This is a genomic window from Saccharopolyspora soli (genome assembly GCF_022678645.1).
Lineage (GTDB): Bacteria > Actinomycetota > Actinomycetes > Mycobacteriales > Pseudonocardiaceae > Saccharopolyspora > Saccharopolyspora soli.
The window spans coordinates 24,313-38,525 of the sequence record NZ_JALBWV010000026.1; the positions used below are offsets into that span (position 1 = coordinate 24,313).

At 69.8% G+C, this 14,213-nt stretch carries 11 protein-coding genes and 1 pseudogene; 5 read left to right on the forward strand and 7 right to left on the reverse strand.

The genetic code is table 11. From position 1 onward, the window contains the following. Positions 1-58: 58 nt before the first annotated feature. The 4 genes and pseudogenes from uca to MOQ72_RS20495 all read right to left on the reverse strand — a co-directional run. The gene (gene uca, locus MOQ72_RS20480) at positions 59-3,622 is read right to left on the reverse strand and encodes an urea carboxylase (RefSeq protein ID WP_242185519.1); all 3,564 of its coding nucleotides are present in this window, start codon (positions 3,620-3,622) and stop codon (positions 59-61) included. Continuing rightward, entirely contained in the window at positions 3,615-4,241 is a 627-nt protein-coding gene (locus tag MOQ72_RS20485; RefSeq protein WP_242185520.1) for an urea amidolyase associated protein UAAP2, read from the reverse strand. The genes uca and MOQ72_RS20485 overlap by 8 nt, the downstream gene beginning before the upstream one ends. A gap of 136 nt (positions 4,242-4,377) precedes the next feature. Then, entirely contained in the window at positions 4,378-5,202 is an 825-nt protein-coding gene (locus tag MOQ72_RS20490) for an urea amidolyase associated protein UAAP1 (RefSeq protein ID WP_242185521.1), read from the reverse strand. Between the two features lie 277 nt (positions 5,203-5,479). Then, positions 5,480-6,916, reverse strand: a pseudogene (locus MOQ72_RS20495) (amino acid permease); the annotation flags it as partial. A 169-nt stretch (positions 6,917-7,085) separates the two neighbouring features. Between MOQ72_RS20495 and MOQ72_RS20500 the strand changes: the two are divergent. Next, positions 7,086-7,736, forward strand: coding sequence for a TetR/AcrR family transcriptional regulator (locus MOQ72_RS20500; RefSeq protein ID WP_242185523.1), 651 nt, complete (start codon positions 7,086-7,088; stop codon positions 7,734-7,736). Between the two features lie 14 nt (positions 7,737-7,750). Here MOQ72_RS20500 and MOQ72_RS20505 read toward each other — a convergent pair whose 3' ends face one another. Then, a complete protein-coding gene (locus tag MOQ72_RS20505) occupies positions 7,751-8,422 on the reverse strand; it encodes a lysophospholipid acyltransferase family protein (RefSeq protein WP_242185524.1) in 672 nt (223 codons plus the stop codon). Positions 8,423-8,554: 132 nt separating this feature from the next. Between MOQ72_RS20505 and MOQ72_RS20510 the strand changes: the two genes are divergently transcribed. Then, the gene (locus tag MOQ72_RS20510) at positions 8,555-8,902 is read left to right on the forward strand and encodes a DUF3099 domain-containing protein (RefSeq protein ID WP_242185526.1); all 348 of its coding nucleotides are present in this window, start codon (positions 8,555-8,557) and stop codon (positions 8,900-8,902) included. Between the two features lie 297 nt (positions 8,903-9,199). Next, on the forward strand, positions 9,200-9,448 hold the full coding sequence (locus tag MOQ72_RS20515; RefSeq protein ID WP_242185529.1) for a DUF3039 domain-containing protein: 249 nt from the start codon (positions 9,200-9,202) through the stop codon (positions 9,446-9,448). A 38-nt stretch (positions 9,449-9,486) separates the two neighbouring features. Here the strand turns inward: MOQ72_RS20515 and MOQ72_RS20520 are convergent, their stop codons facing one another. Next, positions 9,487-10,536 (reverse strand): YihY/virulence factor BrkB family protein, encoded by a 1,050-nt coding sequence (locus tag MOQ72_RS20520; protein WP_242185531.1) that lies wholly within the window; start codon positions 10,534-10,536, stop codon positions 9,487-9,489. A 309-nt stretch (positions 10,537-10,845) separates the two neighbouring features. On the opposite strand from MOQ72_RS20520, the gene MOQ72_RS20525 reads away from it, so the two are divergent. Both MOQ72_RS20525 and MOQ72_RS20530 read left to right on the forward strand, forming a co-directional pair. Further along, the gene (locus MOQ72_RS20525) at positions 10,846-12,615 is read left to right on the forward strand and encodes a DEAD/DEAH box helicase (RefSeq protein WP_372495493.1); all 1,770 of its coding nucleotides are present in this window, start codon (positions 10,846-10,848) and stop codon (positions 12,613-12,615) included. Positions 12,616-12,722: 107 nt separating this feature from the next. Continuing rightward, positions 12,723-13,934: a cysteine desulfurase-like protein gene (locus MOQ72_RS20530; protein WP_242185533.1), complete on the forward strand. Its 1,212-nt coding sequence runs from the start codon at positions 12,723-12,725 to the stop codon at positions 13,932-13,934. Between the two features lie 92 nt (positions 13,935-14,026). On the opposite strand, the gene MOQ72_RS20535 is transcribed toward MOQ72_RS20530, so the two are convergent. Next, positions 14,027-14,212, reverse strand: a complete 186-nt coding sequence (locus MOQ72_RS20535) for a DUF7455 domain-containing protein (RefSeq protein ID WP_085982109.1) — start codon at positions 14,210-14,212, stop codon at positions 14,027-14,029. Position 14,213: the final 1 nt, after the last annotated feature.

The window sequence follows — 14,213 nt, forward strand, 5'->3', positions numbered from 1 at the left end:
TCGCCGCGGCAGTAACGCTGCGCGGACGTCGATGTTCCGTGCCGCAGTCGCCGTCGGCTCATGGGGCGAGGGTGACCAGTGGCATGCCGGGGCCTACCTGGTCACCGGGTGAGACCAGGATTTCTGCCACCGTCGCGGCAGTGGGGGCGATGATGGCCGCCTCGGTCTTCATCGCCTCCAAGGCGAGCAGTTGTTGGTCCGCTTCGATGCGTTGCCCCGGCCGCACGTCGACGCGCCAAACGGTCGCCACGAACGGTGCCTCCACCACCCGGCCGCCAGCGGGAATGTCCACAGTGGTCGTCGATGACACCGGGAGCTCAGGTTCGGGCTTGGGGTCGAACTCGCCTGCCGCCTCCCATGCCTGGCGTTCGGCCTCGAAGGCCACGGCCTGCTTGGTGCGGAACTCGGCGATGCTGGTGGCGTTGTCCGCCAGGAAGCGTTCGTGCTCGGCGAGTACGAACTCGCCCTCGGTGATGTCCAGCCGCAACCGCCCGGCGGCGCAGTCGGCGCGCATGTCGAGCAGTTCCTCGGCCGATACCGGGTACCACTTGATGCGGTCGAAGAACCGCAGCAACCACGGCGAACCGGGTTCGAAGGAGCCGCGCTGCTGCCAGCCGCTCCACACCTGCACCGTGCGGCCGACGAACTGGTACCCGCCGGGGCCTTCCATGCCGTAGATGCACAGGTACGCGCCGCCGATGCCGACGGAGTTCTCCGCGGTCCAGGTGCGGGCCGGGTTGTACTTGGTGGTGATCAGCCGGTGCCGGGGGTCCAGCGGGGTGGCGACAGGTGCGCCGAGGTAGACGTCCCCCAAGCCCAGCACCAGGTACTCGGCGTCGAACACGGTCCGATACACGTCGTCCACACTGGACAGACCGTTCGCCCGCCGGATGAACTCGATGTTCCACGGGCACCACGGCGCGTCGTCGCGCACCCCGGCCATGTAGCGGGCGATGGCTTCCCGGGTCGCCGGGTCGTCCCAGGACAGCGGCAGGTGCACGGTTCGGCTGGGGACGCGGAGTTCGCTGGTCGGCGGCAGATCGGCCTCCAGTTCCCGCACCAGGCCCAGCGCCTTCTCCAGGGACATCTCGTCCGGGTCGACGTGCAGTTGCAGCGACCGGATGCCGGGCGTGAGGTCGACGATGCCGGTGAGCTCCTGCGCGCGCAGCGTTTCCGCGAGTGCGTGCACCCGCATGCGCAACGCGAGGTCGAGTTTCATCGGCCCGTACTCGACGAGCAGGTTGTCATCGCCGTTGCGCCGATAGGTCACCGTCGGCCCGGATTCGGTGGCGTCCGAGCTGCCGAGCACCCCGCCGTCCTCGACCGCGCGCCGAGTGGCGCTGGGTGTGCGTCCGGGCGATCGGCGCAGTTCGGCGGCCTGGTCGACGCTGATCGGTGCGAAGCGGACGGTGTCGCCGGGGCGGAACTGGCCGAGCTTCCAGCGCTCGCCGGTGGCGACGGTGGCCGGGCAGACGAAACCGCCGAGGCTGGGTCCGTCCGGGCCGAGCAGGATCGGCAGGTCGCCGGTGTAGTCAACAGCGGCCACCGAATAGGGCGTGTCGTGGATGTTCGACGGGTGCAGCCCGGCCTCGCCGCCGTTGCTGCGCGCCCACGTCGGCCGGGGGCCGACCAGCCGCACCCCGGTGCGGGCCGAGTTGAAGTGCACCTGCCAGTCGGTGTCGTAGAAGACCTCGATGTCTTCCGGGGTGAAGAACTCCGGTGCTGCGTGCGGACCTTCGAGCGCGCCGACGACCCAGGAGTTGGTCAACCGCGGACGCTGCTCGACGGGCACCGGTCCGACCGGGGCGCCGATGACCGCACCTGGCTGCAGGACATCGCCGACACGCAGTGCCCGGCCGCCGTGCCCGCCGAACTTCCCGAGTGTGAAGGTGCTTGCACTGCCGAGGAATTCCGGCACGTCGAAGCCGCCAGCGATGAGCAGATAGGTGCGCAGACCCGCGGATTCGGTGGCGCCGATGTCGAGCACGCCGTTGGCCGGAATCACGACTGGTTCCCACATCGAGACGGGTTCGCCGTCAATGCTGACGCGCGCCGGGGCACCGGTCACGCACACCGTTGTGGCATGCGTGAATCGCAGCGCCGGGCCGTCGAGGGTGCATTCGAGACCTGGTGCGCCCTCGGGATTTCCGAGGGCGGTGTTGCCCAGCCGGAAGGACAGGTCGTCCATCGGCCCGCACGGCGGTACGCCGACGTGCCAGTACCCGCGCCGCCCCGGCCAGTCCTGCACGGTCGTCATGGTGCCTGCCCGCAGCACCTCGATCGTCGGCTCGTAATCCACCACTGCGGACAGCGTTTTCGTGTCATGTATGGCGGAGTGGAATCGCGGATCGTCGAGAGCCGCGCGCAGGAAGCTGAGATTGGTGCGGATCCCGTCCAGCCGGGTGTCGTACAGCGCATCGCTGGCCGCTGCCAGGGCCGCTGCACGATCAGACCCGGACACGACGACCTTCGCCAGCAGTGAGTCGTAATGCGCTGTCACATCGGTGCCGGTCTCGACCCAGGTGTCGATCCGGACGTCCGGCGGGAACTCGGCGCGGGTGAGCAGACCCGCGCTGGGGCGGTATTCGCGGGCCGGGTCTTCGGCGCAGACCCGCAGCTCGACCGCGTGGCCGCGAGGCTGCGGCGGTTCGTCGAACATGGCGGTGTCGCCATCGGCCAAACGCAGCATCCACGAGACGAGGTCGATGCCGAAGACCTCCTCGGTCACGGTGTGCTCGACCTGCAGGCGGGTGTTCACCTCCAGGAACGCCGCCTCGCCCCGGTCGACGTGGTAGACGAACTCGACGGTGCCCGCCGACCGGTAGTACACCGAGGAGCACAACGTCAGCGCTGCGCCCGTGATGTGCTCGCGGACCCGCTCGGGTAGGTCCGGCGCCGGGCATTCTTCGATGACTTTCTGGTTGCGGCGCTGCAACGTGCAGTCCCGGTCGCCCAGCGCGAGGACGCGGCCGTGGCCGTCGCCGAACACCTGGACCTCGACGTGCCGGGCGCGGTCGACCAGACGCTCCAGGAAGAGCCCGGAGGTGGCGAAGCTCTTCGCGGCGACGCCCTGCACGGAATCCCACGCCGCGCGCAGCTCGTCCGGTGTCCGGCAGGCTCGCATCCCGATGCCGCCACCACCGCCGACGGCCTTGAGCATCACCGGGTACCCGATGTCGTCGGCCGCCGCGAGACCATCATCCACAGTGGATAGGAGTCCGGTTCCGGGCAGCAGTGCAACGCCAGCGGCGATGGCCTGTTCGCGCGCGGTGTGCTTGCTGCCGAACAATTCCAGCTGTCGCGGTGTCGGCCCGATGAAGCTCAGCCCGGCAGTCGCCACGCGGTGCGCGAAGTCCGCATCCTCGGAGAGGAAACCGTAGCCGGGATGGATCGCATCCGCGCCGGTGCGCTTCGCGGCGTCAAGGATGCGATCCGCGGACAGGTAGCTCTCGGCGGCTGGTGCGGGCCCGAGGAGCACGGCCTCGTCGGCCAGGCGGACGTGCGGCGCGCACCGATCAGCCTCGGAGTACACCGCCACTGTCGCGATGCCCAACTCCCGCGCGGTGCGCAGGATCCGAACCGCGATCTCGCCCCGGTTGGCGACCAGCAGCTTGTCAACCACGCGGCACCTCGCCTTCGCCGTCGGTGACGACCATGCGGACCTCGGTCGGCTTGAACCCGTTGCAGGGGTTGTTGATCTGCGGGCAGTTCGACACCAGCACCAGCACGTCGAGCTCGGCGCGCAGCGCCACCCGGAGGCCGGGTGCGGAGATTCCGTCGACGATGCCCAGCGTGCCGTCGGCCTCGACCGGGACGTTCATGTACCAGTTGACGTTGCCGACGAGATCGCGCTTGCCCAGCCCCCAGCGGGAACCTTCGATCAGGAAGTTCTCGGCGCAGCCGTGCTGGTGGTACGTGTGATGGCCGTAGCGCAGCGTGTTGGACTCCTTGCTGCACGCGCCGCCGATGGTGTCGTGGCGCCCGCAGGTGTCTTCGACGACCGTCATCAACGCGTCGTCCTCGTGGCTGCGCAGCACGCTGCCAGTGGTCAGGAAGATGTTGCCCTGCTTGGCGATGGTGTTGCCCGCGCTGTAGCGGCGGGTCGTGTCGGCGGCGTCGAAGGCCAGGAAGTCCACCGCCTGGTTGCCGTGCAGGTCGATGATGTGCAGCACGTGCCCGCGCTCGACGACGGCGGAGAAGGGTGCGCGTGGTTGCACGACCTGGTCGAGCACGGTGCTCATGACTCAACCGCCTCTCCGCGATTTGCAGTGGTGGTTGCGTCCGGCTCGATCTCGCGTTTCGCGGTTTCTTGTGGCTGGCTTGCGTCACGGTCCCCTGGGGTGCGGTTGAGGAGGGCTGGGGTTGACACGGGGCTGCTCATGCGATCCCCCTCGCGGTCAGGTAGTCGGCGGTGTTGGCGAAGGCACGTCGGCCTTCCGGCGACGCCATCCACAGTGGATCTTCGGGACTGGTGGCGGCGTCACGCCAGGCGAGCACTTCCAGGGTCGAGCAGGTGAACGCGGGTCGTGGGTCCAGCGGGTGCGCGGTGTTGGCGATGGACATGATCACCGGCATCTCGATGCGCAACGTGACCGCGCCGCCCGCCCCACCGGTGAACTCCAGGTCGCCGTTGGTGTTGACGCGAACCCCCTTGAACAGCGCGAGACTCGGTGCGACGTCCCGCGCGTCGAGGCCGTGCTTGGCCAGGGCCAGCTTGAACAGCTCGCGCCCGGCGGGCGAGTCGCTGTGCGGAGCACCGGCGCCGTAGCGCTCGGTGTTGGCGGCCAATGTGGACGTTGAGCACAGGGCGTCGTGGTTGCCGGAGGAGTCCGCGACGATCGACGCCAGCACTCGTGCCTGGTCGGACAACAGCAGGTTCCCGGACTTCAAGTAGGCGTTCCACTGCACCTTGACCGTGTCGGCGACGTTCAGCCGCTCGCACGGCTCGAAGGTGTTGTGCAGCAACAGATGCGCACATGCGTCGCCGTGCAGGTCGGTCAGCCGCACGTGGGTGCCGCGGGCCAGCACCTTGTGCGTGTAACCACCTCCGGCCACGGTCTCGGCCCACACCATCGACTCCGGCGCGACGCCTTCGGGCGGGTCCGGCCACCGCGACGCCGGGAGTACCGGCATGGCCTCCGCGGTGGCACCTTCCTGCGCCCGCGCGTGGTCACGCGCTCCATAGGTGGTTGCAGTGTTCACAGGTTCGCCTCCTCGGGCGTCTCGGGGTGGGGGGGGGGGGGGGGGGGCGCCCCCGCCCCCGGGGGGGGAGAAACGCAACAGGGGGGGGGGGGGCGCGGGGCCGCCGCCCCGCCCCCCCCCCCCGGCCGGGCGGGGGGGGGGGGGGGGGGGGGGGGCCCGGGGCGGGGGGGGGGGGGGGGGGCCGCGCGCGGGGGGGGGGGGGGGGGGGGCCCCCCCCCCCCCCCCCCCCCCCCGCTCCCCCCCCCCCCCCCCCCACTTCGGTGCGGGAGCCGACGGTGCGCCAGCAGAGCCAGCCCACGAGCGTTGCGATGGCGAGGAATTCCAGCGGGAACAGCAATGCCCACAGCGAGCCGGTTCCTGCGGTGTCGTAAACCTCCGGGCGCGGCCAAGCGATGTTGATGATCATCACCAGCCCCCACAGCACAGCGGCGACGTTGATCGGCAAACCCCAACGCCCCAGCGAGAACAACCCCGGCTGGGCGGCGAAACCGCCGCGCAGCCGGGACTTGAGCAGCGGGAGCGTCACCAGCAGGTAGGACAGGTAGACGACCACCACCGAGGTCCCGGTGATGGCGCTGAAGATCGTCGAGTTGCCCAGGTTCAACAGCAGCAGGCCGATGGCCACCGCGCCGGAGACCAGCGCGGGCAGCACCGGCGTGCCGGTGCGCGGGTGCACCTTCGCCAACCGGGCCGCACCCGGCAGCACACCGTCGCGTGCCATCGCGTAGCAGATCCGGATGGTGCCGGTCTGGATCGTCAGCGTGCAGACCACCACCGCGACCGCGACATCGGCCAGGAAGATCCGCCCCAGGGCGTCCCCGAAGACCGCGCTGATCACGTACGGCAGACCTTCCGAGGCCAATCGCCCGTCGGTCAGGCTCGGCGCGGCCATCAGTGCCACCAGGATCACCGCTAGTCCGCCGATTCCGGAGATCAGCAGCGCCCGCAGCACCGCACGCGGCGCGGACCGGCGAGCGTCCACGGTCTCCTCGGCGACCGACGCGGCGGTGTCGAACCCGTAGAGCACATACGCCGCCATCAGTGCGGAGGCCAGCACCCCTGCACCGGCGGCACCGCCGGACATCGGTGCGGCGACCACCTGCGGCCCACGCACCGCGAACAGCGCCAGACCGACGATCAGCACCACCACGCCGACCAGTTCGGCCGCGACGCCGAGGTCGTTGATCCTGGCCATCACGCGCACCCCGGCAGCGTTGGCGGCCGTGGTGCACACGATCAGGACGCTGCCCAGCAGAACCGCATTGGTGGCACCGGTCGCCGAGGTGATCGACGGATCTCCGCCGACCAACTGGAAACCGCTCCACACCGACGGCAGCACCACCTGCAGTGCGATCGCCGCCGCGGCCAACGCCACCGTGCAGCCGAGCAGCATCATCCAACCCGCCAGCCAACCCGGAAAACCGCGCGAGAGGTGCTTGGCCCACTGGTAGACCGACCCGGCCAGCGGGTAGCGGGCGGCGAGTTCGGCGAAGTTCAACGCCACGAACAGCTGGCCGACGATCACCACCGGCCAGGTCCAGAAGAACATCGTGCCGCCGAAGGAATAGCCGAGTCCGAACAGCTGGAACACGGTGGTCAGGATCGAGACGAAGGAAAAACCGGCGGCGAAGGCGCTGAAGGAGCCGAGCGTGCGGCGCAGTTCCTGGCGGTAACCGAAGGCCGCGAGCTCATCAGGTTCGGCAGTAGTCGTCACACGACCTCCCGGTGGAGTTTTTGTCGTGCGACAGAAATTAGGGAGCCGCGAAGACGTCGGAGTGCCAGCGCGGTCACCAAGCGGTAAGCAATTGTGAGCAATGTGTTTCCGAAACCTCACCACGGACCACGGCGGCGCGGTGAGTTCGCTGATTGGCCATGATGACCAGGTGGGAACACAGGGACGAGTGGGGCGACCCAGGGCCGGTTCGGCCGGTACCGGCGATTCACGGGAGGACCTGCTGGCAGCTGGGGCCGCGCTGTTCACCGAGCGCGGCTTCGCTGCCACGTCGACGCGGGCGTTGGCGGAGCGAGCCGGTTTGCGGCAGGCGGCCCTGTACCACTACTTCGAGACCAAAGAGGACATCCTCGCCGCGCTGCTCGAACGCACCGTGCGGCCGTCCGCGGAACTCGCCTCAGCTCTGCTGGGTCGCGCAGAGGATCCGGCGGTGCGGCTGTGGGCGCTGTGCCGGGCCGACATCGAGCTGCTCGCTGGCGGCGAGCACAACCTCGGCGCGCTGTACCTGCTCCCGGAGGTCGCCGGGCCGCGGTTCGCGGAGTTCCGGCGGCAACGCGCCGAACTCAAGGATGCCTACCGGGTGCTGGTCGAAGCCCTCGCTGGTCCGCAAGCCACCGGGCGGGCGGATTTCGTCTTCGGCGTGGTGGAAAGCGTGATTCTGATCCGGCGCGAGGAAACGGGGCTGGACCCCGTCGCGTTCGCCGCCGCGGGCGCGGACGCTGCCCTGCGCGCAGCCGGTGTCAGCGACGACCGGCTGTGCGAGGTCCGCAGGGCGGGGGAGAAGTTGCTCGGGACGCCGTAGCGCCCCGCAGCCGGTCAGGCGGCCGCTGCTCCGGGGCGCTGGTACCGGTCGACGTACTCCTGGTCGGAGAGTTCGGCGATGGCGTACATGATCTCGTCGGTGATGGACCGCAGCACCGGCAGCGAGCTCTCCATGCCGGAGTAGCGGTTGAAGTCCAGCGGATCGCCGAACCGGACGGTCACCGGGTGCGGACGGGGGATCTTCTTGCCGCGCGGCTGGAGCTTGTCCGTGCCGGTCAGCGCGACCGGCACCACCGGCGCACCGGTGCTCAGCGCCAACCGGGCCACCCCGGTCCGGCCCCGGTACAGCCGACCGTCGGGCGAGCGGGTGCCCTCCGGGTGGATGCCGAAAGCACCGCCCTGCCGCAACACCTGCTCGGCGGCGTCCAGTGCTTCCTTGGCCGCGCGCCCGCGCCCGCGCTCCACCGGGATCGCGCCCAACGAGCTGAGCAACCACTTGGTCAGCGCGCCCTTGGCGCCGGTGCCCTGGAAGTACTCGGCCTTGGCCAGGAACGCCACCGGACGGGGCAGCACCAGCGGCACGATGAAGCTGTCCAGGACCGCGAGGTGGTTCGGCGCCAGGATCACCGGGCCGGTCGCGGGAACCTTGTCCGCGTCGACGACGGTCGGCCGGTAGATCGTCCGCCCCACCGCGCCCATGACCTGTTTGCTCACCGCGTACAGCATTCGCCCTCCTGCGCGCCGTTGATCCGGATGGAATCTAACCCGGCGAGGTTTCGGCGCTGCGTCCTACCGGTCAAACTCGAAGTTCGGCCGGTAGCCCGACCGGGGTATCGGCGAACGCGGACGGGTGGGAGCATGGGGTTCGGAGGTAGCGCCGTGAACAGTTCACATCGTGACGACACCCCGGTGCTGATCACCGAGGCCCAGCCGTCGTACGACGATCAGCAGGCGACGCGTCGCCGCAGATACGCGATCATGATGGCCAGCCGGATCCCGTGCCTGGTCGCCGCCGCACTGGTTTTCCAGCTCTGGCAGCTGTGGTGGTTGGCGCTGATCATCCTGGCGATCTCCATTCCGCTGCCGTGGATGGCGGTGCTCATCGCCAACGACCGCCCGGCGAAGAAGCGCGAGAAGGTGCACTGGTTCCGCCGCTCGCACCGCGCGCTGGAATCCAGCAGCCACCAGGTCATCGAGGGTGCCTGAGTTCCTGTCTTTGATCTTGTTTTTGAAGCGGCGAAGCCGCTTAGCCCACGTACGGCACTTGCACGCTGCGGGTTCTCAGCGGTCCATGCGGGGACACCCCGCACCCCGAGCTATCTCGGGAGGACAGCCTCGACGTGGTGTATTTGGCATACATGATGTCGGGGATCCCGGACGGAGAAGGCTTCTGAGGTTCCGCCACCGGCACCGGCACGCAAAACGAGTCCGAAGGACAGCCTCTGAGCGGGCAAACCCGGCGGGTTGCCGACAGGCGGGGATTTCGTGCGGCATCATGGGGGTATGAGCACGATGACGATGCCGGAGACCGACACCCGGACCGAGACCACTGATCAGACCAGTGATGACCGTCCGGAGATGTTCCACTACGTGCAGAAGGACAAGATCGCCGAGAGCGCGGTCATGGGCACCTACGTGGTGGCGCTGTGCGGTGAGGTCTTCCCCGTCACCAAGTCGCCGAAGCCGGGCTCGCCGGTTTGCCCGGACTGCAAGGAGATCTTCGAGTCCCTACCGCCCGGCGGCAAGGACTGAGGACGCCCGGCCGGTCCTGCGCGGTGTTCGAGCAGCGCTCAGCCGCCGTGCGGTTCCGCCTGCCGGTCGGCCGGCCGCTTCGGCAGTGGGATCCCGTTGCGCGGTAGTTCCTGGGCGCTCGACTGGTCGCCGTCGGACTGGCCGTTGCGCCACGCGCGGTAGCCCTCCTCGGTGTGCATCCGCTGCGCGAGGCGCTTCATCTCCAGCCGCCGCCACTTCCGGCGCTCCCGGCGGGTCATCTTCGCGGGCCACATCTCCTGGATGGCGTTGTTGAACTGCGCGCCCATGATGATGGCCAGCCCGATGAAGAACGCGAACAGCAGGAACGCGATCGGGGTGGCCAGCGCGCCGTAGGTGTAGCCGGTGCTGGTCACCCAGGTGATGTAGAGCCGCAGACCGATGCTGGCGCACAGGAAGATCACCATCGCCAGCAGCGCACCGGGCAGGCCGCGATGCCACGGCAACTTCCGGGGCAGCGACACCTTGTAGAGCGTCGCCAGCGCGACCACGAGCCCGATGCCGGTCGCCGGGTAGTAGAACGCCTGGATCAGCCAGGCGATGTCGTCCTGGAAGTCCTGCGGGAAGATCGTCGGCAGCCAGTCCGGTCCGAGCGCCACCACCGGCAGCCCGACCACCGCGAGGATCAACGCGACCAGGTACAGCAGCAGCGCGAAGATCCGTTGCCACACGCTGTTGCGCACCAGGTACTGGTTGTAGGCGAGGGTGATCGAGTCGACCAGCGACGCGAGCGCCGAGGAACCCGCCCACAGCGACAGCAGGAAACCGACCGAGACGATCTCGCTGCGCCCCTTGGTCAGGATGTCGGCGACGGTGGGCCCGATGATCTGGTCGACCACGTTCGCGGTGAACACCGTGCGGGAGAAGGCCAGGATCTTGTCGTGCACGGCGTCGACGACTTCGGGGCCGAACCAGTCCCCGACGAAGCCCAGGCTGCCCAGCAGGCCGAGCAGCAGCGGCGGCATGGACAACGTCTGCCAGAACGCGGCGGCGGCCGATTCCGAGAAGATGTTGTCCCACCACGCCTTGTCGAGCGTGCGCAACACCAGGCGCAGCGGCCCGCGTCGCACCGGGGCTCGCGGTGGTGCGACCGTCGCACTGCGTCCCCGGCGGTCTGGTGGATTCGGAGGACCCATGGCACCCATAAGGATGCTTCATCCGCCGCCGCCGTGAGCGTCGGCCCGGGAAAACCCGCGGGAACTCGGAGTGTCGGACACCACTCCCGCGGCCGTGCCCGTACTGGTGGGGTTTGAAAGGTAAGCTGCACGGCGGCCTGCTTCGAGTTGATCGACGCCGTTGGTGTGTGCGGGCAGTCGCGGGGTTGTGCAAAGGTGCGCCCTCACCGGTTCGGGAGAACGAGGAAGGAGTGGCGAGCTGGCGTGTCCGAGGCCCAACTCGACTATTCCGTTCGGTCCGTGCTCAGCGACCCCTCCCAGGCCCCATCCCGACCACTGCGCGCCTGGCAGCGGCGAGCCCTCACCAAGTACCTGTCGAGCCGACCGCAGGACTTCCTGGCGGTGGCCACGCCCGGCGCGGGCAAGACGACTTTCGGGCTGCGGGTCGCCGCCGAGCTGCTCGCCGACCGGACGGTCGAGGCGGTGACCGTGGTGGCGCCCACCGAGCACCTCAAGCACCAGTGGGCGCTGGCCGCCGGTGGCGCGGGCATTCCGCTGGACTCCAACTTCCGGAACGGTGACGGGGTCACCGCAGCCGACTACCGCGGTGTCGTTGTGACGTATGCGCAGGTGGCGGCACATCCGACGCTGCACCGGGTCCGCACCGAGCGCCGCAAGACGCTGGTGATCCTCGACGAGGTGCACCACGCGGGCGACGCGAAGTCCTGGGGCGATGCGATCCGGGAGGCGTTCACCCCGGCCGTGCGACGGCTGTCGCTGACCGGTACCCCGTTCCGCAGCGACGACTCGCCGATCCCGTTCATCGGCTACGAGCCGGACGCCGACGGCTCGCTGCGCAGCCGCGCGGACCACTCCTACGGCTACTCCGACGCCCTCAACGACGGCGTCGTCCGCCCCGTGCTCTTCCTGGCCTACTCCGGCGAGGCCCGGTGGCGCACCAACGCGGGTGACGAGTTCAGCGCCCGCCTCGGCGAGCCGCTGACCGCCGAGCAGACCGCGCGCGCCTGGCGCACCGCCCTGGATCCGGCGGGGGAGTGGATCCCGACCGTGCTGCAGGCCGCGGACACCCGCCTGGCGCAGCTGCGGAGCGGCGGCATCCCGGACGCCGGTGGCCTGGTGATCGCCTCCGACCACGTCACCGCGAAGGCATACGCCAAGACCCTGCAACGGCTCACCGGCGACGAACCGGTCGTGGTGCTCTCCGACGACCCGCAGGCGTCCGGGCGGATCGCCGAATTCGCCGAGTCCGACGAGCGCTGGATGGTCGCGGTCCGGATGGTCAGCGAAGGCGTCGACGTGCCGCGGCTGGCCGTCGGTGTGTACGCCACCAGCGCCTCGACGCCGTTGTACTTCGCCCAGGCCGTGGGTCGGTTCGTGCGGTCCCGGCGGCCGGGCGAGACGGCGAGCATCTTCCTGCCCAGCGTGCCGGTGCTGCTGGAGCTCGCCAGCCAGCTGGAGGCGCAGCGGGACCACGTGCTCGGCAAGCCGCACCGGGAGAAGGACGGCTGGGACGACGAACTGCTGGTCGAGGCCAACCGCCAACGCGACGAGCCCGGCGAGGAGGAGAAGGCGTTCACCTCGCTGGGCGCCGAGGCCGAGCTGGACCAGGTGATCTACGACGGATCGTCGTTCGGCACGGCCGCCTTCAGCACCACCGAGGAAGAGCAGGACTACCTGGGCCTGCCGGGCCTGCTGGAACCCGACCAGGTGCGGGCGCTGCTGCGGCAGCGCCAGGAACAGCAGCTGGAGGGCGTCGGCAAGCGCGAGGCCGAGGCGAAGGCGGCGAAGGCCGCCGAGCAGGCCGAGCAGCGCGCGCGACCGCAGAGCGTGCAGGAGCGGCTGCAGAAGCTCCGCAAGGAGCTCAACACCCTCGTCTCGCTGCACCACCACCGCACCCGCAAACCGCACGGCAAGATCTACAACGAGCTGCAGAAGACCTGCGGTGGACCCCCCACCGCGATGGCCAGCATCGAGCAACTCGAAGAACGCATCGCCACGCTCCGCTCCTGGTGAGCGCCACGCCTGGCACGCCAAGCTGACAATGCGCCGTTGACCACGCAAAACGGTCGCATGCCCCTTTCGGTGTTCGGCCGCTGTGGTTGGTCTCATAGGGTCTGGTCATGGCTTTTGACGTGGAGAAGACTCGGGAGCAGTACCCGGCGTTGGCGGATGGTCGGGCGTGGTTGGACGGCGCGGCGGGCACCCAGGTGCCGCAGTCGGTGATCGACGCGGTCAGCGACGCCTACCGGGTTGGGATGTCCAACGTGGGCGGGCCGTACGAGTCCAGCCGCCGCGCTTCCGGGATCGTCGCTGAGGCTCGCGCGGCGGTTGCGGACCTGGTCGGCGCCCCCGATCCGACGGGCGTGGTGTTCGGCCCGAGCATGACCGCCCTGACCTACCGCTTCGCGGCGGTGCTGGCCGGGGGTTGGCGGCCCGGTGACGAGATCGTGGTGACCCAGCTGGACCACGACGCCAACGTGCGTCCCTGGGTGCAGCACGCGCAGCGCGCGGGCGCGGCGGTGCGGATGGCGGAGCTGGACCCCGAGACCGGCGAGCTGCCCGTCGACCACGTCACCGACCTCATCGGCGAGCGCACCAAGCTGGTCGCCGTCACGGCGGCCTCGAACGTGCTGGGCACGATGCCCGAGCTCCGGGCGATCACCGATCGGGCCCGGCAGGTCGGTGCCCTCTCCTACGCCGACGGTGTCCAGCACTGCCCGCACGCCCACGTGCGGCTAGCTGAGCTGGGCGCGGATTTCTACGCGACCAGCGCCTACAAGTGGGCCGGACCGCATCTCGCCGCGGTGGTCGCTGCCGATCCGTGGTCGCTGGAGAACCTGCACCCGGACAAGCTCACGCCGTCGCCGGACACCGTGCCGGACCGGTTCGAGCTCGGCACCAACCCGTTCGCCGCGCTGGCCGGGGTGGTGGCCGCAGTGGACCACCTGGCCGGACTGGATCCCGAGGCCAGCGGCACCCGGGCCGAGCGGCTGGCGGTGTCCCGCCGCGGCGTGCAGGCCCACGAAGACGAGCTGGCCAAGACGCTCTTCGAAGGGCTGGCCGCGCTGGATGGCGTGGTGCGGTACGGCGCCCCGCAGGGCCCGTGCACTCCTACGGCGTTCTTCGGGCTTCCGGGCAAGGAACCCGCGGACGTCGCGGAGCAGCTGGCTGAGCGCGGTCTCAACGTCTCCCACGGGCATTCCTATGCCTGGGAAGTGGTGCACGCCCTCGGCATTGGCCCGAAGGGCGGCGTGCGGGCGAGCCTGTCGCACTACACCAACCGGGCGGAAGTCGAACGGCTGCTCGACGCCTTGGGTGAGCTCAGCTCGTGAGTGCGAAAGCGTGCTCCAGCGCGCTTTCGCACTCACGACAAAGACCGTGCCCCCGCAGCACCTGCGGGGGCACGGTCTTGGTCTGACGGGTGTTACTGCTCGTCCTGCTGGAGGTCGGCCTGCACTTCGCGCAGCCCGGCCTCGTACGCACGGGCGTGGTGCCCGCAGAACAGAAGCTCGCCACCGGATGGCAATACGGCGCGAAGCTTCGCAGCGGCCCCGCAGCGGTCGCAGCGGTCGGCGGCGGTCAGCTCGGGGCGGGTGAGCGTTCCCGGCATC